This is a genomic window from Acinetobacter sp. BWR-L5 (assembly GCF_039655985.1).
Lineage (GTDB): Bacteria > Pseudomonadota > Gammaproteobacteria > Pseudomonadales > Moraxellaceae > Acinetobacter > Acinetobacter johnsonii.
The window spans coordinates 299,563-321,508 of sequence record NZ_JAGFEV010000002.1 but is presented as its reverse complement, the minus strand read 5'-3'; the positions used below and the strand labels follow the sequence as shown (position 1 = coordinate 321,508).

Annotated in this window: 18 protein-coding genes; 9 read left to right on the top strand and 9 right to left on the bottom strand. The window is 41.9% G+C overall.

Annotation, left to right across the window (positions count from 1 at the left end; genetic code table 11):
• Window positions 1-62: 62 nt before the first annotated feature.
• Window positions 63-446, bottom strand: coding sequence for an SCP2 sterol-binding domain-containing protein (locus tag JZ787_RS05015; RefSeq protein WP_004695646.1), 384 nt, complete (start codon window positions 444-446; stop codon window positions 63-65).
• Between the two features lie 227 nt (window positions 447-673).
• Window positions 674-1,597 (bottom strand): tRNA 2-thiocytidine(32) synthetase TtcA, encoded by a 924-nt coding sequence (gene ttcA / locus JZ787_RS05010; protein WP_224468602.1) that lies wholly within the window; start codon window positions 1,595-1,597, stop codon window positions 674-676.
• A gap of 502 nt (window positions 1,598-2,099) precedes the next feature.
• On the opposite strand from ttcA, the gene JZ787_RS05005 reads away from it, so the two are divergent.
• Together JZ787_RS05005 and htpX are read left to right on the top strand one after the other, a co-directional pair.
• A complete protein-coding gene (locus JZ787_RS05005; protein WP_346311811.1) occupies window positions 2,100-2,972 on the top strand; it encodes a lytic transglycosylase domain-containing protein in 873 nt (290 codons plus the stop codon).
• A gap of 117 nt (window positions 2,973-3,089) precedes the next feature.
• A complete protein-coding gene (htpX, locus tag JZ787_RS05000) occupies window positions 3,090-3,995 on the top strand; it encodes a protease HtpX (protein ID WP_004695643.1) in 906 nt (301 codons plus the stop codon).
• A gap of 72 nt (window positions 3,996-4,067) precedes the next feature.
• Here the strand turns inward: htpX and JZ787_RS04995 are convergent, their stop codons facing one another.
• From JZ787_RS04995 to JZ787_RS04980, 4 genes are all read right to left on the bottom strand, one after another.
• Entirely contained in the window at window positions 4,068-4,433 is a 366-nt protein-coding gene (locus JZ787_RS04995) for a bleomycin resistance protein (RefSeq protein WP_168158125.1), read from the bottom strand.
• A 6-nt stretch (window positions 4,434-4,439) separates the two neighbouring features.
• Complete coding sequence (locus tag JZ787_RS04990; protein ID WP_005400444.1) at window positions 4,440-5,033, bottom strand: DUF4112 domain-containing protein; 594 nt, start codon at window positions 5,031-5,033, stop codon at window positions 4,440-4,442.
• Between the two features lie 115 nt (window positions 5,034-5,148).
• Window positions 5,149-6,495: a magnesium transporter gene (gene mgtE / locus JZ787_RS04985; protein WP_218289006.1), complete on the bottom strand. Its 1,347-nt coding sequence runs from the start codon at window positions 6,493-6,495 to the stop codon at window positions 5,149-5,151.
• A 135-nt stretch (window positions 6,496-6,630) separates the two neighbouring features.
• The gene (locus JZ787_RS04980; RefSeq protein WP_346311810.1) at window positions 6,631-9,735 is read right to left on the bottom strand and encodes a multidrug efflux RND transporter permease subunit; all 3,105 of its coding nucleotides are present in this window, start codon (window positions 9,733-9,735) and stop codon (window positions 6,631-6,633) included.
• Window positions 9,736-9,992: 257 nt separating this feature from the next.
• Here JZ787_RS04980 and JZ787_RS04975 point away from each other — a divergent pair, with 257 nt between their 5' ends.
• Together JZ787_RS04975 and JZ787_RS04970 are read left to right on the top strand one after the other, a co-directional pair.
• Window positions 9,993-11,132, top strand: coding sequence for a glycerophosphodiester phosphodiesterase (locus tag JZ787_RS04975; protein WP_346311809.1), 1,140 nt, complete (start codon window positions 9,993-9,995; stop codon window positions 11,130-11,132).
• A 214-nt stretch (window positions 11,133-11,346) separates the two neighbouring features.
• On the top strand, window positions 11,347-11,721 hold the full coding sequence (locus tag JZ787_RS04970; RefSeq protein WP_183173011.1) for a diacylglycerol kinase: 375 nt from the start codon (window positions 11,347-11,349) through the stop codon (window positions 11,719-11,721).
• 103 nt (window positions 11,722-11,824) lie between these two features.
• Here JZ787_RS04970 and JZ787_RS04965 read toward each other — a convergent pair whose 3' ends face one another.
• Complete coding sequence (locus JZ787_RS04965; RefSeq protein ID WP_005400439.1) at window positions 11,825-13,429, bottom strand: isocitrate lyase; 1,605 nt, start codon at window positions 13,427-13,429, stop codon at window positions 11,825-11,827.
• 647 nt (window positions 13,430-14,076) lie between these two features.
• Between JZ787_RS04965 and JZ787_RS04960 the strand changes: the two genes are divergently transcribed.
• The 4 genes from JZ787_RS04960 to JZ787_RS04945 all read left to right on the top strand — a co-directional run bounded on the left by JZ787_RS04960 (window position 14,077) and on the right by JZ787_RS04945 (window position 18,509).
• A complete protein-coding gene (locus JZ787_RS04960) occupies window positions 14,077-15,066 on the top strand; it encodes a LysR family transcriptional regulator (RefSeq protein ID WP_005400438.1) in 990 nt (329 codons plus the stop codon).
• A 129-nt stretch (window positions 15,067-15,195) separates the two neighbouring features.
• Entirely contained in the window at window positions 15,196-16,524 is a 1,329-nt protein-coding gene (locus JZ787_RS04955; protein ID WP_087013174.1) for a hemolysin family protein, read from the top strand.
• A gap of 238 nt (window positions 16,525-16,762) precedes the next feature.
• Complete coding sequence (locus JZ787_RS04950) at window positions 16,763-18,103, top strand: CitMHS family transporter (protein ID WP_005400436.1); 1,341 nt, start codon at window positions 16,763-16,765, stop codon at window positions 18,101-18,103.
• A gap of 121 nt (window positions 18,104-18,224) precedes the next feature.
• A complete protein-coding gene (locus JZ787_RS04945; RefSeq protein ID WP_346311808.1) occupies window positions 18,225-18,509 on the top strand; it encodes a hypothetical protein in 285 nt (94 codons plus the stop codon).
• A gap of 47 nt (window positions 18,510-18,556) precedes the next feature.
• On the opposite strand, the gene JZ787_RS04940 is transcribed toward JZ787_RS04945, so the two are convergent.
• A complete protein-coding gene (locus tag JZ787_RS04940) occupies window positions 18,557-19,069 on the bottom strand; it encodes a hypothetical protein (RefSeq protein WP_004695616.1) in 513 nt (170 codons plus the stop codon).
• A 173-nt stretch (window positions 19,070-19,242) separates the two neighbouring features.
• Here JZ787_RS04940 and JZ787_RS04935 point away from each other — a divergent pair, with 173 nt between their 5' ends.
• Window positions 19,243-19,971, top strand: coding sequence for a hypothetical protein (locus JZ787_RS04935; RefSeq protein ID WP_346311807.1), 729 nt, complete (start codon window positions 19,243-19,245; stop codon window positions 19,969-19,971).
• A gap of 38 nt (window positions 19,972-20,009) precedes the next feature.
• On the opposite strand, the gene JZ787_RS04930 is transcribed toward JZ787_RS04935, so the two are convergent.
• Window positions 20,010-21,779: an alkaline phosphatase D family protein gene (locus JZ787_RS04930; protein WP_346311806.1), complete on the bottom strand. Its 1,770-nt coding sequence runs from the start codon at window positions 21,777-21,779 to the stop codon at window positions 20,010-20,012.
• Window positions 21,780-21,946: the final 167 nt, after the last annotated feature.

The window sequence follows — 21,946 nt, the reverse complement described above, 5'->3', positions numbered from 1 at the left end:
CCTCTCTAGTGGCATAAAAAAAGCTTACCTTTATAGGTAAGCTTTTTTTTATTTCAGAACGCTTAAGCCGTTTGCTCAAGCACTTTCTTAAATAAATCTTTTTGCTCTTGGCTTGGCTTCGCTGTTTGCAATGCCATCAACTGTGACATATCACCTTGAACTTTTATTTTACCTGTCATGAACGCTTGCATTGCTGCAGCCATATCAAACTCAAGGAACACTTTACGCAGTGTTTCAGCATCCATGTTCAAGGTTGTTTTCGCGTTTGAAGACAAGCCTTTTTTAATTGCGCCGCCATCTAAAGATAATTCGGTATTACCCGCATTGTCAGCAACAACTAAGTTAATTGCAAGATTCGCAAGTGCTGGCGGCAGGTTCAAATTCCCCGCTTGAGCAGTTAATGTTTCTACAGTTGAAAACCAATCATCAGTTAAAAAAGCAGGCATGATGTTTCCTCAATTCTTTGTTCGTTGTGTGCTGCCTATCCAGACGGCATCATTGTGAAGCTAAATATGCTCGGAGATTGTTATAGCATGTATATCCTACATGTGCCTAAAGTTTTTTGTACGTACCGTTCATATTTTATATTTCTTATACAAAGTTTATCAAAATCATCCACATAAAAAAAACACCAATCATTGATTGGTGTTTTGCATTGGCCTAACTGACAAAATTAGTCTGCTGCAAAGCCAAGATTAACCATGTTAATGCGTTTGTTCTCCGATTCATCTTCCGTTGAACAACTTTCACCTTTAAAGTCGAATTCACGTTCGCTATCTAACGCTTCAAAATCGAATAACTCACGATCCGCCAACTGCGATGGCGAGACATTTTGTAAAGCACCAAAAATACTGTGTAAACGTTTCGGATGCGCTTTATCCCACTCCCGCAACATGTCATTTAACATGGCACGTTGCAGATTTTCCTGTGAACCACACAAGTTACACGGAATAATCGGGAACTGACGCATTTCAGCATATTTAATGATGTCTTTTTCTTCCACATAAGCCAGTGGGCGAATCAAGATATTCTTTTTATCTGACGATAACAATTTAGGAGGCATCGCCTTTAAGCTGCCGCCATGGAATAAATTTAAGAAGAAAGTCGCCAAGATATCATCACGATGATGCCCCAATGCTACTTTGGTCGCGCCAATTTCTTGCGCAAAGCCGTATAAAGAGCCACGGCGTAAGCGTGAACAAACTGCACAGTAGGTTTTGCCTTCAGGCGTTAAACGTTTGGTGATGCTGTAGGTGTCTTTTTCTAAGATATAGTAGGGAATATTATTCTCTTCTAAATAACGTGGTAACACGTCCTCAGGGAAACCGGGTTGCTTCTGGTCCAAATTCACAGCCACCACATCAAAATTGATCGGTGCAATGCGTTTAAACTGCAACATAATATCGAGCAAGGTATAACTGTCCTTACCACCGGAAATGCAGACCATCACTTTATCGCCTTCTTCGATCATTTTAAAATCGCGAATGGCATGACCCACCTGACGGCGTAACTTTTTCAACAGACGATAATACGCAGAGCTAGTGGGTAGTTCTGGTTTAAAATTAAATCCCTGATTGGACTCAACTGGCGAGAACATAGACGAGTTAAACCTTAAAAAAAATACCGCGCAATTTTATCCGATTCGCAGCCATCTCGCACCTAAAGAATGTAAATTCTCATGAATTGTCATTGCTGTCATATTCATGTATTGAAATCGGTTTAACTTTGAACGATTGCGTTCATATTTTAGCTGAACTGCTTATGTTTTGGACTTTTCCACATTTTTCCACAAAAGCTGGGGATAACTTTGTGGATTCTAATCGACTTGACAGGGTGTCCCCCCCACTCTTTAAGGCTTCTATTTAAATTGATCATTTTTTGATCAATTTATTTACTATTAAATTTCAATGACTTAATCCAGTCAAGCAATCCTCATTAAAAATAAATTAATTATTTTTTTTGATTACTTGCTCAACAATTTGACTTGATTTTTACAAAGACATGGATTTTTTGAACTTAAAATAGTTTCAGACGGTTCTTTTTTTGCTAAACTCATTTCTAGTCACTGAAATCGATTTTTTTACGATTAATAATAGATAATGAAAAATAAGCTGCTTTTGAGTCGTTTTTACGTTTTGGGGTGTATGACGATTTCGTTCATGGCACTAGATTGTCACGCGGGTCAAACCATCTACCAATTGAGAGACTCCAACGGCACGACCTTGTTAACCAATAAACAAAGTCGTTATAGCAACTTAAAAGTCGAAAAGAAAACCTATTATCCAGACAGTAATATCCACAGTTATAGTAACTGGGGGGGGTCTGAGTCCTCCGTGTTGCCCAGTTATAGTCGCAACAAAAATGCTTTTGACCACATTATTCGCCAAGCGGCTCAAACCCACGGCGTTTCTGAAGGTTTAATTAAAGCGGTCATGCATACCGAATCAGGCTTTAATGTCAATGCACGCTCACCTGTTGGGGCTCAGGGGCTTATGCAACTCATGCCTGCGACAGCACGGCGCTTTAATGTCTCTAATGCGTATGATCCACAGCAAAACATTAATGCGGGTGCAAAGTATTTGGCATGGCTGATGAAACGCTTTAACGGCAACACCAGTCTTGCGCTTGCAGGCTACAATGCTGGAGAAGGCAATGTACAAAAGTACGGCGGTATTCCACCCTTCCGTGAAACTCAAGACTATGTTCGCCGCGTGAGTAGCCGTTATAGCAATCTATATGCGGGCGGGATTAACATTTCTGCAGGCTCGAATAACACACCAGCCAATGCTCAAGTCATTGCGCAATCTGCACATTACGATACGGACTCTTCCCAAAGCACACAACTCAGTGTGAGTCGTAGCGCACCTTCACGCCAAATTATCCTCGCAGCCGATGGCAGTTTTACTGATGCGCCTGGTTCCTATGCCACAGCCAATGCAACCGCCTCTGCCCGCATTCAAATTTCAGAATAATTTTTATAGCAGTTTTATTATTTTTTCTTGAATTTTGAAGAGTTTCACCTCATATTGAGATCAATGATTTTCGATTTATAAATCAGATTATTTTTTTATTATAAGAGGATTTTCTCAATGATGCGGATTGGTTTGTTCTTGCTAACCAACCTCGCGGTACTGGTTGTAGCTGGCATTATCTTGTCACTCTTCGGTGTCGGTAGTTACCATGGCGCGGGTGGCTTAAATCTAGGTAACCTACTGGTTATCTGTTTTGTCTTTGGTATGGTTGGCTCAATGATTTCTCTATTCATGTCAAAATGGATGGCGAAAAAAACAACTGGTACAGAGTTAATTGACCCAAATGCCCCGCGCAACCAAGCTGAAGCATGGTTGTTACAAGAAGTCGCTCAATTGGCGCAACGTTCTGGTATTAAAATGCCAGAAGTCGGTATTTTCCCGTCTTACCAATCTAATGCTTTTGCTACAGGTTGGAACAAGAACGATGCATTAGTTGCCGTTTCTACCGGCTTACTTGAGCGTATGAATAAAGACGAGCTTCGTGCAGTCTTGGCTCACGAAATTGGTCACGTGGCCAATGGTGACATGGTGACTTTGGCGCTCGTTCAAGGTGTCGTGAACGCCTTTGTGATGTTCTTTGCACGTGTCGCAGGTGATTTCATTGACCGTAATGTCTTTGGCCGTGAAGACGGAGAAGCTCCAGGTTTAGCTTATTTTGCCATTACCATCGTGCTGGATATTGTCTTTGGTATTTTAGCTTCTGCAATCGTGATGTGGTTCTCCCGCTACCGCGAATATCGTGCAGATGAAGCAGGCGCACGTCTTGCAGGCAAACAAGCAATGATTTCAGCCTTGTTACGCTTACAAGCGGAGTCACAGCTTCCAGATGCGATGCCTAAAGAAATGAAAGCGTTTGCGATCGCGGCAGGTCAAGAACAAGGCTTCAGTTTAGCCGCTTTGTTCCAAACTCACCCGACGATTGAACAACGTGTTGCTGCTTTACAACAGCTCGATTGTCCATAAACAATTCGTTCACAAGATTTTAAAAAGCCTCCACTTGGAGGCTTTTTTGTGATTCTGCATAACAGAACATTTTTATTCAATCGTCACTTCGATACAGCGTAATAAACTGCCATTTGGGTCAATGATGCAAAACTGGCGGATCTCATCAAAATCCTGAATATCGGTCATACGAGCGCTTTCCCACAACGACCAATTCACTTTAGACCAGTATTCATAATAGGGTTGAATTTCCGCTACGCGAATACAGGCACTATGCCATGAACTGTTAGGGTCTAAATGCGGATGATGGAAAAATTCCAGTGTCATTTCGCCCAAACGCATAATCATCCACTCGGGGGACTGATACACCAGATCAAAGCCCAAGCTATGATAAAATGAAGCAGTGCACGCCAACTCAATCGCTGGCAAATTTGCCGTAATCTGACCTTCAAATTTCATGAGTGGCTATCCTAAGTTTAGTCCCTGTAACCAATGCCACATCACACTGCCACCCCACCACAATAAGCCCATAAAACACACCAAAAAGATCAGGCCAAACAAATCGGGGATGTGTAGCCAAAGCCATGCCACTACTGGATTTCGCCAAAATGCGGATTGCTGCTGTTTCTTTTCCAATTTTTCATGAAGAAAAGGATGCGTCACATGATGCTCTGAATGGATTTGGTATTCTTCCCGAATATGGTCATGAACCACATCCAGTGCTTTACGACTCGGACGTATAAAAATATCAAACAATGTCCCTAACACTGGGATAAAACCGACCACAGCGTCAATCATAGCCAGCTTCAATACAGGGCTCAATTTCTCTTGCGGCACGCCAATTTGCTTGGCTTTATAAATGGCATAACACGTTAGGGCAAAACCTGCGATATCCCCAGCAATCGGAACAGTACTCAATGCGGCATCGGCACCGACTCCCTGCTTGGTGAATGGGATACGTACCACAGAATCCATCATATTGGCATATTTGGCCAAATCACGCTCTAACCGAATGACATCTTGCTGGCTCATTTTTTTTTGTTCTAAGGGTTCAGGCATGTTGTTACTGACCTCCATCATTTCAACCACTTTAACATCATAAAACCACTGAATTATGCTGGTTTTCATGACTTTTTTCTGTGCTAACTTTGTGCTGAAACAATTACTTATTAGCTTAAGACAAGGTCAGGATTTGTGACGCAATCAGTAGATATACCACCACGCCTGACGCATCACAAATTGAGGTGACTAAAGGTGCAGATGCACTGGCGGGGTCGAGTTTCATTCGGTTTAATATAAACGGCAGACTCATACCAATCAGACAACCCATCAACACAATGCCCATCATACTCAGTGCCAATACTACAGCGACCAAAATGTCCCCACGGAAATAGCCCAAGATAGAGACTGCCGTTGCCATGGTTCCACCCAAGCACAGCGCAACCAAACTTTCACGTCCTAGCAAATAAAACCAGTCTTTAAAATGTACATCACCAGTTGCCAGTGCACGTACCATTAAGGTTGCGGATTGAGACCCCGCATTTCCTCCACTTCCCACCAGTAAAGGTAGGAAAAATACCAAAACAATATGTGCCGCAATCAAGTCTTCAAAGTGCGCAATCCCCAGCCCTGAGAGTAAACTGCCAAAAACCAGAAACACCAACCAAAACACCCGCTTCTGATACAGTAAGAGGATTGGAGCCGTTTTAATACTCATCTGCGGACTGGCCGCAACCGCACTACTTTTTAGAATATCTTCTGTGGTTTCTTGTTGTACCACATCCATTGCATCGTCATAAGTCACAATCCCCAATAGACGCTGCTGCTCATCGACAATGGGCAAAGCCATAAAATCATAATGAGCCAGTTTCTGTGCAATACTTTCCTGATCCTCACTGACTAAACCCGTAATGACATGGCTGGTCATAACCTGTCCAATCAATTGCTCAGGCGGAGACTGAATAATTTGCCGCAGCGAAATCACACCGTGTAAATAACGCGAGGCATCGGTCACATAGATGAGATATAAAGTTTCACTTTCCGCTGCATGCTGTCGTATATGTTGAATCGCCTGTTGCATGGTCATTTCGGCATGTACCGTAATGACCTCGGTGCTCATAATTGCACCCGCAGACTCAGCTGGATAGTGCATTAAATCATTCAGCTGAGCTTGAACATGCGTATCTAACTGCGGAAAAATATGACCTTGAACGTCCTGCGCCAAGCTTTGAAATAAATCGGTGCGGTCATCCGAATGCATATGAGCCAGTAGCTTCAGCAACAAAGCCTGAGGCAATTGTGCTGCTAGCTGCTGCTGCTCGGTTAATGCTAAAAACTCAAAGACATAACTGGCTTGGGGTAATTGTTCCAATAACCGAATTTGGTCATTTATAGGCAGGCCCATTAAAATATCAGCCAAATCCGCAGTGCTGTACTGTTTCAGACTTTGGATAAAAGCATGGTTATCGGGCTGATTTAATTGCTCTTGGAAATCTTGCTGTGAAAATGACGGATTTGGCATACACCACTCAAATATTGTTTTTCTTTATCTATGCGAGTATAGCAAAGGATCTTTAAATGTCAGGCCTTTCAGCCTGATTGGGTTAAAGGTTCGCTTTGCTTATTCATACTGCACAAGAATGTTTCGGATTCGATCTTAAACCTCGTCCTGAGGTGTTCGTCCATGAAACACACGGCGAACCAAGACATACATTAAAGGAATAAATAGCAATACCAACACCGTGCCAAAAATCACGCCACCGAGTACACTCACCCCAATTTCCTGACGACTTGCTGCCCCTGCACCAAAGGCAAAGACCAGAGGTGTGACACCCGCGCCAAAAGCCAAAGACGTCATTAAAATCGGGCGTAGACGTAAGCTTGCGCCTTCCAAGGCAGCTTCAATTGCGGTTTGGCCTTTTTGCTGCGCCAGTGAAGCAAACTCCACAATTAAAATCGCATTTTTACAGGACAGACCAATTGTAGTCAGCAAGGCAATTTGGAAGTAAATATCATTCGGAAAACCCGTCAGATAACTGAACAAAATATTGCCACCGATACCGAGTGGAATTGCACTCATGACTGCAGTTGGAATACTCCAACTTTCATAAAGTGCAGCAAGGCATAAAAAGATAAAGCCTATGGAGACCAAATACAGCAGCAATGCTTGGTTATTGGACTTGTTTTCCTCGAACGATAATCCGCTCCATGCCAGATCAATACCATCATGCCCTCGTACCATATCTTGTACGTCTTGCATGGCTTGTCCCGAACTGACATTTTGTGCTGTATCCGCTTCCATTTCTAGTGCGGTATAGCCCATAAAGCGATTCACCACCTCAGGGCCTCCGCTCCAAGACACTTGGGCAAAATTTGTAAATGGAATCATTTGGTTCAGATCATTACGTACGGTCCACGCTTGAAGATCATCAGGTTTTGAACGAAATTCGGCATCCCCTTGCATAATTACCCGCTTAATCCGACCACGGTCAATAAAGTCATTGATATAACTTCCGCCCCAAGCACTGGATAAAGTGCTATTAATGGCGGTCTGGCTGAGTCCATTGGCCAAAGCTTGCTTTTGGTTCACATCCACTTTGAGTTCCGCTTTATCTGGGTTAGAACGTTTATCTAAATTGCTAAAACTAGAATACTGCTTCGATGCTTCCTGCAAAGTTTTGAACTGTGCTTCTAAATAGGCACGACCTTCGCCATTGATATCACGTATCCAAAACTCCATGCCATCGGTTTGCCCTAAGCCACTGACTGAAGACGGCATATTTACATTAATTTGTGCATTTCGATGCGATCTAAAATGAGCAATCGCCCGTTCTCGAATCGCTTGTGCGGAGTTCTCTTTCCCCTTACGTTCATCCCAATGTTTCAGCGCAATAAAACCTTGACCTAAATTTTGTCCCGTCCCCGAGAAATTACGACCATAGCGGATCATCACTAAATTGATATTGGCCTGTTCTTTATCTAAAAAGTATTGGCGAATTTCTTCTCCCACCACACGGCTTTGACTCAGCGGTGCACCATCGGCCAATTTAAACTGAACACTTAAAATGCCCTGATCTTCACTGGGAATAAAACTGGTCGGCAAAGCCCGATAAAACAGCGCAAAGACGGCAATTAACGCCACAAAAACCACCAGCATGATTTTACTGTGCTGAATGGTCTGCTTACTCAACTTTAAATAACGCTGTTTTAACTGATCTAGCTTCAGATTAAACCAAGTTGCCCATCGTGCCGATTTATCATTGGGTTTTAAAATTAAGGCACATAGTGCAGGTGTCAGAATCAGTGCAACCAGCAGCGATAGCGCCATAGCAGCAACTAAGGTCATTGAAAACTGACGGTAGATCACTCCTGTCGAGCCGCCGAAAAAGGCCATAGGAATAAACACTGCGGTTAACACCAAAGTAATCCCAATCAATGCCCCACTGATTTCCTGCATCGATGCAATTGAGGCTTGTTGAGCACTCATCTGCTGTTCATGCATCAGCCGCTCAACATTTTCCACCACCACAATCGCATCATCCACCAGAAGCCCGATGGCTAAGACCAATGCAAATAAGGTTAAGGTGTTGATACTCATGCCGAGCACATACAGAATGGCGAGCGTGCCTAAAATTACAACAGGTACTGTGATAGTAGGAATCAACGTTGCACGCCAATTTTGCAAAAAGACAAACATGACCACAATCACCAAAAGCACTGCTTCAAACAGTGTTTTGACCACTTCCTTAATCGACTCTTGCACAAAAGGCGTGTTATCACGTGGATAAACAATTTGATAGCCTTCAGGCAGTTTAGAAGATAAACGGGCAACCTCTTGCTTAATCAATGCAGACGTCGCTAAGGCATTGGCACCTGAAGACAGTGAAATGCCCATCCCCGCTGAAGGAAAACCATTAATGGTATTAAATGACTGGTAATTTTCCGCGCCTAGTTCCACCCGTGCGACGTCTTTTAAATAAATAAAACTGCCATCGCGGGTCGATTTAACAATGATGTTTTCAAATTCTTCAACGGTTTTTAGACGTGTACCCGAAGTAACTTTGGCATTTAAATATTGATCTGACAGGCTGGGTAACTCGCCAATTGCCCCTGCGGCCACTTGCGTGTTTTGCGCTTCAACCGCCGCACGAATATCACTCGGCATCAGTCCATATTGACGCAATTTGTGCGGATTCAGCCATAAGCGCATGGCATACTGCGCGCCAAAGACATCAACCTCACCCACCCCATCAATACGGGCTAAATCTTGCTCCAAATGCGTCATCATATAATCAGAGAGTGCAATATTGCTGCTTTTGCCTGTTTGGTCATATAGGCCAATTACCATATGCGTATCGCCAAGCGACTTATAGACATTGACCCCTTGACGCTGTACATCTTCTGGTAAACGGTTAATCACCCCATTGATGGCATTTTGAACTTGAACCTGAGCGGTATCTGGGTCTGTTCCATTTTCAAAACTAATGCTGATTCGACTACGGCCATTCGAGTCACTGCTCGAACTAAAATACAGTAAATGATCAATCCCTTTAATTTGCTGCTCTAAAACCTGAGTAACGCTCTCCTCCACCGTCTCTGCCGACGCACCTGTATATGTTGCACTCACCGTAATTCGCGGAGGTGCAATATCGGGGTAGCGCTCTACAGGCAACTGAAAGGTGGCAAATAAACCAAATGCCATCACGATAATCGCCAGCACACCAGCAAAAATTGGACGATGAATAAAAAATTTAGACAGCATGGGTCTGCGGTACTCTTGGGTCTGAGGCTAGATCTAGAAACTGGGCATCACTTCATGCTTGATCTTCTATGACGAATCATTAAAAAACAAGACTTAACAACATGAAATAGAACATTAGAGCTAAATATGAAGAAACTATGAAGAAAGCTTTTTGACCAATTGATGACATCCTGTAATTTTTCGCAATTTGTCATTGATCTGAGATATTAAAATTGAACACTGAGTCCGCAACACCACAATAAAATGTTGAGGAACACATGTTAAAAAGAACATTATTGAGTTTTATTTTTTTAGGCTTATTGGGCTGTCATCATGATGAGAAAGACAATGCAACGTCGCAACCACCGCCAAACAACGCCGAATACATTGAGCCTAAACTCCTCATTATTGGACATCGCGGCGCCAGTGCGCTACGCCCTGAACACACCTTAGCCGCTTATCAAAAAGCGATTGATGATGGTGCAGATTTTATTGAGCCTGATTTGGTGCCAACTCTAGACGGTTATTTAGTCGCTCGCCATGAAAATGAAATCGGAGGAACCACCAATGTCAGCAGCTTACTGCAGTTTGCAGAACGGAAGACCAGTAAAGTCGTTGATGGCGTGACTTACACAGGTTGGTTTACTGAAGACTTTACTTTAAACGAGCTGAAGCAACTGAAGGCACGAGAACGCATTCCAGAGATTCGTCCAGCAAATGTCCGATATAATGATCAATTTGATCTGCCCACTTTAGATGAAATTATTGAACTCGTAGATGCGCACTATAAAAAGACAGGAAAAATTGTGGGCCTGTATATCGAAACCAAACATCCCAGCTATTTCCAAGGTCTTAATTTAGCCATGGAGCAACTTCTATTAACCACGTTGGCCAAACACACCTACAGTCGCGATATTGCGCCGGTTTATATCCAGTCGTTTGAAGTCAGCAACTTAAAACAGATGCGTCAGCAGTTGAATCAATTAAAATCGATTCGACATGCCAAAATTATTCAACTCTATGGCGGCAAGTCCGAACAACCTGCCGATGCTGTGCTTGCCAAATCAACACTCCGCTATAGTGATATGGCAACACCTCAAGGGCTAAAAGATGTCGCAAGTTATGCGCATGGTGTTGGGCCAAGTAAAACCTATATCGTGCCGAATACTCAGCCAGCGACCCCGACCAGTTTTGTGAACGATGCACACGCAGTGGGCTTAAAAGTACATCCTTATACCCTACGCCCAGAAAACAATTTCTTGCCAGACTATTTAGACTGTAGCGCCATTGCCGCTGAAAAGTGCGAAAAAGGCGCACTGGCAGAGTTTGAGATTTTATTTAAAGCGGGAGTGGATGGTGTCTTTACCGATGATCCCGCTTTAGGTCGTCAAGCCGCCGATGCTTTTTTGAAAAAATAGAATAGATCATCTACGAAGCAAACCAGACAACTGAGCATCTCGTTTACTTCCAACCCATATCCACCCTTTAACTATAGAGATTAAAAAGCAGGCTTTTTAATCTCTTTTCTCTTATTTTAGGTATACATAGATTAAGCACTTTTTGAATACTATAATTAAGTGACTTTTAATATAGATCATGTATTGTGGCTGAAATTTTAAAATGGTTGATGGTATGAACCAATATTCCCCACTCAAAGGCAAGTCAGGTTTTAGACGTATTTTTAATGCAACACATTATTCTATTTCAGGTTTTAAGGCCGCATTTGCGCACGAAGCTGCTTTTCGCCAAGTCCTGTTGATTAACCTGATTCTGATTCCAACAAGTTTTTTCTGTGATGTCAGTCGCTTAGAACAAGCCCTCATGGTAGCCGTCTGTTTACTTGCAATTATTGTTGAGTTATTCAACTCAGCGATTGAGGCGATTGTGGATCGTATTTCACTGGAGCGGCATGAGCTTTCAAAAAATGCCAAAGACATGGGTAGTGCTGCACAGTTTGTTTCTTTAAGTATTATTTTTATTGTTTGGCTACTGATTCTGATGCCTTAACATTTTTGTTCAATATTTCACGCGCAAGCTGTTCAACAAGCTTAAAATTAAGTCATAAAAAAACCCTGCTTTCGCAGGGTTTTCTTTTGAATCAGTTCAGTGCTTAGTGAGCAGCGAATTGGTTCATTGTGTTTTTAGCATCATCGTGCGCTTTAAGAGCGTTGTCACCAGAGAAGATTTCTTTGTGATCATCACCGATGTCAGAACCCGCCATTGCTTGGTGTTTAACACAAGCGATACCACCACGGATTTCTTTACGTTGTACGCCAGCAACATAAGCCAACATACCTTCAGAACCGAAGTAACCTTGTGCAAGCTCATGAGTAGAAAGCGCAGCAGTGTGGTAAGTCGGAAGTGTGATCAAGTGATGGAACACACCCGCTTCACGAGAAGCATCTGCTTGGAACGTACGTACTTTCTCATCAGCATCAGCAGCTAATTCAGTTGCATCGTACTCAGCGCTCATTAATTTAGCACGGTCGTAAGCAGAAACGTCTTTACCTTCAGCAACCCAACGGTCGTAAGCTTGTTGACGGAAGTTCAACGTCCAGTTGAATGATGGAGAGTTGTTGTAAACAAGTTTCGCATTTGGAACTGTTTCTTTAACACGGTTAACCATGTGCGCGATTTCGTCAACGTTTGGAGTCGCAGTTTCGATCCAAAGAAGGTCAGCACCATTTTGAAGGCTAGATACACAGTCAAGAACAACACGGTCAATTTGTGTGTCTGGACGGAATTGGTATAAACCAGAAGCCAAACGTTTTGGACGGTGAAGTTTACCATCACGCTTGATTAGGATTTCGTCTTCTTGAGCATCAGCAATGTCAATTTCAACAGTGTCTAGGAAACCGATGTATTGAGAAGCGATGTCGCCTGGCTCTTTAACCACTGGGATTTTCTGAGTCAAGTCAGCGCCTTCAGAGTCAGTACGCGCAACGATGATACCGTCATCAAGACCCATTTCTAAGAATGCATAACGTAATGCATGGATTTTAGAGATGAAGTCTTCGTGAGGAACAGTTACTTTACCAGCTTGGTGACCACATTGTTTCGCGTCAGATACTTGGTTTTCGATTTGTAGTGCACAAGCACCCGCTTCGATCATTTTCTTAGCAAGTAAGTAAGTCGCTTCTTCGTTACCGAAACCAGCATCGATATCCGCAATAATTGGTACAACATGAGTTTGGAAACCGTCGATTTGCGCGGTGATTTCAGCAGCTTTAGCTGTATCGCCTGCTTCGTTTGCTTTTTTAAGCGCACGGAATAAGTCGTTTAATTCTTTAGCATCAGCTTGGCGTAAGAACGTGTAGATTTCTTCGATCAACGCAGGTACTGAAGTTTTTTCATGCATAGATTGGTCAGGAAGTGGACCGAATTCTGAACGAAGCGCAGCAACCATCCAACCAGAAAGGTAGATGTAACGACGTTCAGTCGTACCGAAGTATTTTTTGTTCGCAATCATTTTTTGTTGTGCGATGAAACCGTGCCAGCAACCCAAAGACTGAGTGTATTTGCTAGAGTCAGCATCATAAGCAGCCATATCACGACGCATAATTGCAGCTGTGTATTTAGCGATATCTAAACCAGTTTTGAAACGGTTTTGGATTTGCATACGCGCAGCATCTTCAGGACTGATGTCTGCCCAAGTGCTACCGAATTTTGCTTTTAATTCGCGGATTGCATCAATCGCTGTTTGATATGTAGTCATGATATTTCCTGTAATAATATTAGGATTTTCTTCAACGAAAAGCTAAAATCAGACCCTCAAGCTTTTGCTTAGATTTAGAGCGCTTCGTTGCGATGAATACAGATTAGATTGACAGAAAAAATTAATCCAATATTCTGCATTAATTTTCAGTATTTATTTAAAAAATATATAGATAAAAGTCTAATTATATTTCGAAAAATCAAAGCCAAGTATTTGTTATTATTAAATTTAAATAAAATAAGAAAACCGTAAAAAATACATACTTTGTCGAATATTTCTTCATTAGACTTAAGTCTCGGCCGTTGAAAAAAAGAGTTCAAACCGAAAATCAATACTTAATTTGACCCAAATGACAAAAGTTCAATATTCAGCAAAAAGAGTATTTATCACGCTTTTATTCAACCAACAATAAGCCATCTCAAGCCATTTTCTAGGCGATAATCTGAGCCTCAATTTACGCATATTGAGACATTGCTTAGGACTAATATGCTCTCCGTTTTTAAGCATAAAAACCCATTTTCTGAGAAAATGAAGGGGGTATTCTTTATACAACCCGATGCTTTTTTTTTCGTCAGTTTATTACACAAGCCCGATGGCTTATGGCATAATGCAAATAATTTCATGATTTTATTCTCGGTATTTATTTTATGAATCTGGAGCGGGTTGATCTAAACCTCTTAATTTACTTGGACGTACTTTTACGCGAAAAAAATGTAACCCGAGCAGCTGAACAATTGGGTGTCACCCAACCAGCAATGAGTAATATTCTACGTCGTCTTCGTAACTTATTTAATGATCCCCTGCTAATTCGTTCTTCTGAAGGTATGACACCGACCGAACGGGCTTTAGAATTACAACCCCGCATACGTGACGCTCTTTCTGATCTCTCCATGATTTTGGAACCTCGTACCGAGTTCCGTCCTTATACCTCAAATCGTGTTTTCCGTATTATGACTTCGGATTATGCCGAAGCAACCTTAGTTCCCCGCCTCGTTAAAGCATTACGTTCTGAAGCTCCCAATGTGGTTTTAGACTTCTTAACTCCAAGTGATGTGTCATATCGTGATATGGAACAAGGTAAAGTTGATCTAGCGATTAACCGATTTAACGAAATTCCACAAAGCTTCCACCAAGTTTTGGTCTGGCGTGACAGTTTTTCATGTTTGCTCAACGGTAAACACCCCGCTGCCAGCAACTTAAACCTAAAAAGTTACCTTGATGCACAGCATATTTGGGTTTCTAAAACAGGTATGGGCGTTGGTTTCGGTGTTAACCCTGAAAAACAAGCAGGCCTCGGTTGGATTGATCAAGCTTTAGAGCGTATTGGACAGAAACGTAAAATTTCGGTCTTCACTCGACATTATCAAATGCCTGCACTATTGGCTTCAAATGTAGACTTAGTCGCGACTTTACCTACCCGTATTGCACGCCTACAAGCCAAAAGTCAAAATCTCCTGATTAAAGATCCACCTTTTTATATTCCAGAATTTGAGTTGAAAATGGCATGGTGTCCACTGTTGCATCACCATCCTGCACATCGCTGGCTTAGACAGCTGATTTTGTATGTGGCACGTCAAATGATTGAGGAAGAAAATCGTGAGTTTTTAGGCAATAACTCGCAATTCTCACATTATTAAGCATTCAAGCTCTAAATAATTCATTTTCATACCAATAACTCAGGTATGATAGAAGACAGTAAGTGATTACTGTCTTTATTTTTTTGTGTTAAAAATATTCATAATAACGATGAATCACAGGTGGATTCCGTGAGCCTTTTTCAAAACATAGTTATCATTCTAGTCCTGATTGCTGGGGCGGGTTTCTTGTCTCTGACAGAAATTGCACTGGCTGGAGCACGTAAGGTCAAGCTGAAAATCTTGGCTGAGTCGGGCGATGATCGCGCACAGAAAGTTTTGAATTTACAAGAAAATTCTGCTGACTTCTTTGCCGCTTCACAAATTGGCTTAAACGCAGTGGCGATCTTGGGCGGTATTTTAGGTGAAGGGGCTTTTCGTCCTTACTTCATGAGCTTTGTTTCTCGTTTTTATACTGGCCCCTGGTCTGAAACTATTAGCTTTGCTCTATCTTTCACTTTAGTCACCTCGCTATTTATTTTGTTTGCTGACCTCATGCCAAAACGTTTGGCCATGATTGCCCCAGAGAAAATCTCTATTGCGGTGATTAACCCCATTCAGGTATTTATTAAGGTCTGCAAACCTTTGGCTTGGATTATTAATGCCCTTGCCAACTTGTTATTCCGCCTGTTTAAAGTGAATACCACACGTGATGACAACATTACCTTTGATGACATTTCTGCAGTGATGGATGCGGGTGCGCAAGCTGGGGTGCTACAAAAGCAAGAACATCATTTCATTGAAAACGTATTTGAGCTTGAAGAGCGGAACGTTCCTTCAAGTATGACCACGCGTGAAAATGTGGTGTATTTTACTTTAAATGAATCCGAAGCCAGTATTCGTCAAAAATTGGCTGAATATCCTTATTCTAAGTTTTTAGTCTGTAGTGAAAATATTGACGATGTAATTGGCTATGTCGATGCCAAAGACATTCTGGTCCGTATTCTGAATAATCAATCTTTACTGCAACTCAATGAAAGCACTATTCGTAATGTTTTAACTATTCCAGACACATTAACCTTGTCTGAGTTATTAGACCGTTTCCGCTCCACCAAAGAAAAGTTTGCCGTTGTGATTAACGAATATGCTTTGGTCGTGGGCGTCATCACCCTGTCAGACATTATGATTACGGTGATGGGCGATTGGGTTACTCCAATTGAAGCCGAACAACAGATCATTAAACGTGATAATAATTCATGGCTGATTGATGGCAGCACACCGATTGAAGATATGAAGCATGCACTGGCCATTGATGAAATGCCGGATGAAGAAAATTATGAAACTTTGGCTGGTTTTATGATGTACCGTCTGCGCAAAATTCCACGCCCTGCCGATACCGTAGAATACGCAGGCTTTAAATTTGAAGTGGTCGATGTCGACCATTTTAAGATTGACCAACTTTTAGTGACGCGCCTACTTGAAGAAACACTACAGCCTGAAACCAAAACAGTCGATGAATAGAAACATCGCCTTGAATCAAAACCTTGCAACTGCAAGGTTTTTTTATGGCTTCAGTTGTAAGTATATGGAGTTATACAAAATAAGTATCTTAACCATACTTTATAGATATATATTATTTATTAGAAAAATAGAACGAAAAATCACATATGTTTAAGAGCATTTAAAAATCATGCTGAATTGCATACTATCGCTGTCACTTGATGAATAAACAGACTTAACACGTTCAAAGGATTGATCCATGCTGACCATTTTAGGTTTAGGCATGATTATGTGCTTCATGTACTTAATCATGTCCAAACGACTGAGCGCTCTTGTTGCTTTAACTTTAATCCCTATCATTTTTGCATTACTTACTTATGTTTTAAGTCTCTTTGTTGACAACCTTGCTGGATTTGATATTGCTGAACTTGGCAATATGATGATGGAAGGCATTAAAAAGCTCGCTCCTACGGGCGTAATGCTCCTTTTCGCAATCCTTTATTTTGCAATTATGATCGACACGGGTCTATTCGACCCTTCAGTGAAGTGGATTTTAAAGCAGGTTAAAGGTGATCCTTTAAAAGTGACCCTTGGCACCATTACGCTGACTTTAATTGTTTCCTTGGATGGTGACGGTTCAACCACTTACATGATCTGTGTTGCCGCAATGCTACCACTGTATAAGCGTATTGGTATGAGCCCTTTAATTATGGCCTGCCTAATGATGCTCGCGAGCGGCATCATGAACCTAACCCCATGGGGTGGACCAACGGCACGTGCTGCAACCGCATTGCATGTCGATCCAAACGATGTCTTTGTTCCGATGATTTTACCAATGCTCGTTGCAATTGGGTGGTTATACTTCCTCGGCTTTATGTATGGCCGTATGGAGCGTAAACGCATTGGTATTGTGGAATTAGATATTAGCCATGGTGACAGTATTCAGATTTCGCAAGAACCAGAAGCTAACCGTGCCCACTTAAGATGGTTTAACGCACTACTGACTTTGGTCTTGATGGTCTGCTTAGTGATGGGTGTTTTACCTGCGGCTATTCTGTTCATGGTTGCCCTGTGTATTGCCTTGGTGGTGAACTATCCTGATTTAGACATGCAAAAGCGTTTGGTTGGTAACCACTCTGCCAGTGCCCTAGCTGTAGTCGGGATTATCTTCGCGGCAGGTATTTTTACCGGTATTTTATCGGGTACAGGTATGGTTGAAGCCATGTCTCAAGAACTGGTTGCCATTATTCCAGAAAGTATGGGGCCGTATTTAGCACCTATCACGGCTGTGATTAGTATGCCACTGACCTTCTTCATGTCGAATGATGCCTTCTACTTTGGTGTACTGCCTGTACTCTCTGAAGCCGCTGGACACTATGGTATCACTCCTGTGGAAATGGCTCGTGCATCGATTGTCGGTCAACCTGTACACTTACTGTCTCCACTGGTTCCATCGACTTACTTACTCTGTGGGTTGGCAGGAATTAACTTCGGTGAACACCAAGAATTTACCATCAAGTGGGCGGTGATTACCTGTTTAGTGATGCTGGTTACAGCAATGGTCTTTGGTATTTTCCCACTTTACTCAACGCTGGGCTAATTAAATACCTACACTGAGTTATAACGAAACTTAAGCTCAATAATCGATAAATACCCGATGTATCACATCGGGTATTTTCATTTATAATGCCTTGATATAACAATACAATAGAGTCAAGCTTATGTCTTTTTCATTGCCTGCTATTTTGGCATGTACTTTCTTTTATTCTGCGCTGTATCTGATTTACTATTATTTCGCCCAATACAGCCACACACTGCTGATCGTAAGTGCGATTGTTTTGCTGATTTTAGCATGGCGAATTACACCTTATGCTTATGAACGTGGGCAACGCAGCTTTAATGATACTCTGTCTTTTGGACAGTATTTTTGGGATCCACTGATTACATGGTGGCGACTGTTTGTTTGGCCCATCAGCTTATTACTGGCTTGGATTTTTCATAGTTAAATAGAAGCCATAAAAAAGCACCCGAAGGTGCCTTTGATACTACGATCTTAACGACCATACAATTCAAGCAATTTATCTAAAGTCGCTTGATAGTGAATGGTAATATCTTCAGATAAAATTTTATATGCGCTGTCAAACTGAACCATTGGCCAGCCTTCTTTCCAAAATGGGAAGATGTTGTGCAAATCATGGGTCACAGTCGCATCTTCACGTACAATGGCTTGTGCTACTTGCGACAAAACTTGTGCTGTTTCCGCACCATCAATCGCCATGTAGTCAATCCCACGTACTTTTAAAATACGGATGCGGTCTTTCTTATAGCGAATTTTTTTGGCTTGACCTTCATTCAGGCCCAATGCCAAAGCTACAGCTTCAACAAACTTACTTTCAAAAGATTGGTTCAAAGCCACAATCGCAAGTTTATGTGCTTCTTGACGACCCGCTTTACCGCCTTTACGAATCTCTTCTTTTGCCTCTGTATCAAGCTCATCGTCTTTCATAGACTGCAAGATGTCTAAAATTTCGATATCACTTAAAGATTCAGGAGAATGATCAGTCATGAACTGCCCTTAGACAAAAAAATTGAATCCGACATTTTCGCATAATTCAGAGTGAAAAAGCGAAATTGTTGTGCTTTTCTCTGTGAATATCCTGTTTCACGTATTTTTTTGAGCCATCCCCTTCCAAATCTACTATAGTAAAGGCTATTTTTCTCATACGCTCTTTTTTGACGATGCAATCCAAACAAGTTCAACTGTTACTGCAACAATTAGAGTCCCGCTACCCTGCCGCATTTAAACGTAATTACTTGCTTTATAGTCAAATCAAAACACGCGGTATTTTAGATGACCAACGTGAAATTATTCCGTGGGTTTTGGCGGTGATGATTTTTATTCCAATCAGCTTAATTCTAAAAGATTTTTACTTAACTCACTTGGAGAATCTTGATCCGCTGCAAAGTCACAGTTATGCCATTATTAGTATTTTATTGGTGCTGATGTGGGTCTTACCCTTTGTCATTAAGCAAATTAAACATTCATCAAACTCCTTGTATCAACTGCAACGCCATGCGCCCATCAAACTCGCTGCAGTGATTCTTTTAAGTGGACTAAATCTGATGTTCCTTGAAAGCAGTTTGCTGATGTGGGTCTTGTTTTATTTTGGTGTGAACTTTGGTTTTGTGCGCTTCTATAAAGAAAATTTATTTCGAGACCACAGCCAGTCGGTTGAACATCATCAGTTACAACAACTCAGACGTGTCTGTTTTTGGGCCTATAAGCAAACGGTCAAATCTCGATTCCAGTTGCGCTTTAGCTCCCATCAATCTGAAGATTATCAGGCACGGAAAACCCAGCTGGGGCATGAAGCAGATTTATATGTGCAACTGCTGAAGTATGAGCATGCTTACTGTAAGCAGATTAAGCACATCGATCTCGACAGTTATATCGATGAAAAACTATAAAAAACCGAGCAATGATGCTCGGTTTTTCTAAGGTCATTTTATGCCGTTTGTTTTAATGCACTGACTGGCAATAATGTCGAGTCTAATATCACTTGATGCGAGCGAGTTTCGTCAACGATGTATTCTTTGTGCTTAATGCTATCCACAAAAATCCAATCCGCTTGCACCTGCTCTGCGGTAAAACGGACTTTCAAATAACCGCGCTGATTTAAATTGCAATAACTCAGCTCATCAATCAAGGTTGTAAAAGCAAACTCAAACTCTTGGAGTTGTTGCATTGGAATAGACAAATACTTTTCCATACCTGGCGAGGAAACTGAACTTGTCGCTAACTCCACACCCACAAATTGCCCTGTTAAATCGTGTAAGTCCGAAGCCCAAGCATTATGTGTATCACCAGCCAAGACCACGACTTTTTTATTTAAATACTGCAGTGTGCCGTACAGCGTCTCCCTTTCAACCGCATAACCATCCCATGCATCTAAATTGTAAGGAACCACAGTTTTAATACGAGACAACTGCTCTACTGTTAAAGATGGATCATGATTTAAGTAACGAAGTTTTATTTCTACTAATTCTTTAATGAGTTGATTAACCTGCGCCAAAACCTCTGGAGTCACCGCGCCGCTACTGATTGCACTGAGCACTTGTAACATCTCGGCTGGAACAAGCATTTTGCTCATCAACACCTGCTGACCCAAAACTTGCCATGTGGCTTTAGAGCTCGCAAGTTGCTGTGTTAACCATGCGCGTTGATTCAACCCCAGTAACGTTCGATTTGGGTCTTGCATATCTGTAGTAAAGCGCACAACATCCAAACCCGATGCGGTTAAATAATCTGCATAATCTAACTGTTTACTCCGCGCTAGAATACGCGTATCCAACATATTCAACTGCACTAAATTACCAAAGTTAAACTGGCGATAAATATTCAAATGATCTTTTTCAGAAAGCGGACGGATTGGCATCCACTCAAAATAGGCCGCCAGTGCCGCAAGTTTACGTTCAAGGAAATCGCCTTCAGTATCTGACTGATGATTTTCAGCACCCTTTTCCCATGTATCATTTGCGAGTTCATGGTCATCCCAAATCACAATAAAAGGATGACGTTGATGCGCGGCCTGCAAATCTGCATCTAGTCGGTATAAAGCATAACGTTTGCGATAGTCATCTAAGCGAATAATTTCTAAGCTATTATCATCCGCCAGTGCACGCCCCATCTCTACTGCTTCTTCTGTTGCATAGCCTCCCATACCATACTCATAGATGTAATCTCCCAAATGAATGACAACATCCACATCCTGTTTGGCCATTTCTTTATAAACATGGAAATAGCCCGCTGGATAATTTGAGCATGAGCAGACCGCAAACTGTACCGACTGTACTTGCGTTGCCAAGGTTTTGGTTTGCCCTGTGGTTGAATATGTCGACGCCGATTTAAAACGGTAGAAATAAACTTGCCCCGCAGCAAGTCCCGTCACATCCACTTTCACCGTAAAATCTTGTGCAGCTGTAGTCAGCACCTTTCCTGTTGCTGTAATGTGTTTAAAGTCTGCATCTTTTGCCACTTCCCAGAGCACCTCTAAACGCGCACTGCTATCCGATGGTGTTACGCGTGTCCAAATGATAACTTGAGTTTGTAAAGGATCACCACTGGCAACCCCATGCAAAAACTGCACTTGCGTAGTGGGCTGTGTGTTTGAATCGGCGTCATCACCACAAGCGGTCAGTGAAATAGGTAAAGATAAAGCACCAAATCCTGCCAAAGTTTTTTGAATAAGTTCTCGGCGGTTCATTTTTTTTGTCATGTGGATTGCCTAAAGACGATATGGACTTGAAATTTATGCGAAAAAGATGACATCCATATCTCAAGTCGATGACATTTTTATGACGCCTGAACAAGTGCAGACAGATAATTTTGCTATTTTTTAAACATAAACCGCTGAATTGATTGAAAAGAAAGCAAATAATCACA

Excerpts from the sequence above, each read along its gene's own strand:
- JZ787_RS05015 (WP_004695646.1), bottom strand. The coding sequence starts at position 446 with ATGCCTGCTTTTTTAACTGATGATTGGTTTTCAACTGTAGAAACATTA.
- ttcA (WP_224468602.1), bottom strand. The coding sequence starts at position 1,597 with ATGTTCTCGCCAGTTGAGTCCAATCAGGGATTTAATTTTAAACCAGAA.
- JZ787_RS05005 (WP_346311811.1), top strand. The coding sequence starts at position 2,100 with ATGAAAAATAAGCTGCTTTTGAGTCGTTTTTACGTTTTGGGGTGTATG.
- htpX (WP_004695643.1), top strand. The coding sequence starts at position 3,090 with ATGATGCGGATTGGTTTGTTCTTGCTAACCAACCTCGCGGTACTGGTT.
- JZ787_RS04995 (WP_168158125.1), bottom strand. The coding sequence starts at position 4,433 with ATGAAATTTGAAGGTCAGATTACGGCAAATTTGCCAGCGATTGAGTTG.
- JZ787_RS04990 (WP_005400444.1), bottom strand. The coding sequence starts at position 5,033 with ATGCCTGAACCCTTAGAACAAAAAAAAATGAGCCAGCAAGATGTCATT.
- mgtE (WP_218289006.1), bottom strand. The coding sequence starts at position 6,495 with ATGCCAAATCCGTCATTTTCACAGCAAGATTTCCAAGAGCAATTAAAT.
- JZ787_RS04980 (WP_346311810.1), bottom strand. The coding sequence starts at position 9,735 with ATGCTGTCTAAATTTTTTATTCATCGTCCAATTTTTGCTGGTGTGCTG.
- JZ787_RS04975 (WP_346311809.1), top strand. The coding sequence starts at position 9,993 with ATGTTAAAAAGAACATTATTGAGTTTTATTTTTTTAGGCTTATTGGGC.
- JZ787_RS04970 (WP_183173011.1), top strand. The coding sequence starts at position 11,347 with ATGAACCAATATTCCCCACTCAAAGGCAAGTCAGGTTTTAGACGTATT.
- JZ787_RS04965 (WP_005400439.1), bottom strand. The coding sequence starts at position 13,429 with ATGACTACATATCAAACAGCGATTGATGCAATCCGCGAATTAAAAGCA.
- JZ787_RS04960 (WP_005400438.1), top strand. The coding sequence starts at position 14,077 with ATGAATCTGGAGCGGGTTGATCTAAACCTCTTAATTTACTTGGACGTA.
- JZ787_RS04950 (WP_005400436.1), top strand. The coding sequence starts at position 16,763 with ATGCTGACCATTTTAGGTTTAGGCATGATTATGTGCTTCATGTACTTA.
- JZ787_RS04945 (WP_346311808.1), top strand. The coding sequence starts at position 18,225 with ATGTCTTTTTCATTGCCTGCTATTTTGGCATGTACTTTCTTTTATTCT.
- JZ787_RS04940 (WP_004695616.1), bottom strand. The coding sequence starts at position 19,069 with ATGACTGATCATTCTCCTGAATCTTTAAGTGATATCGAAATTTTAGAC.
- JZ787_RS04935 (WP_346311807.1), top strand. The coding sequence starts at position 19,243 with ATGCAATCCAAACAAGTTCAACTGTTACTGCAACAATTAGAGTCCCGC.
- JZ787_RS04930 (WP_346311806.1), bottom strand. The coding sequence starts at position 21,779 with ATGACAAAAAAAATGAACCGCCGAGAACTTATTCAAAAAACTTTGGCA.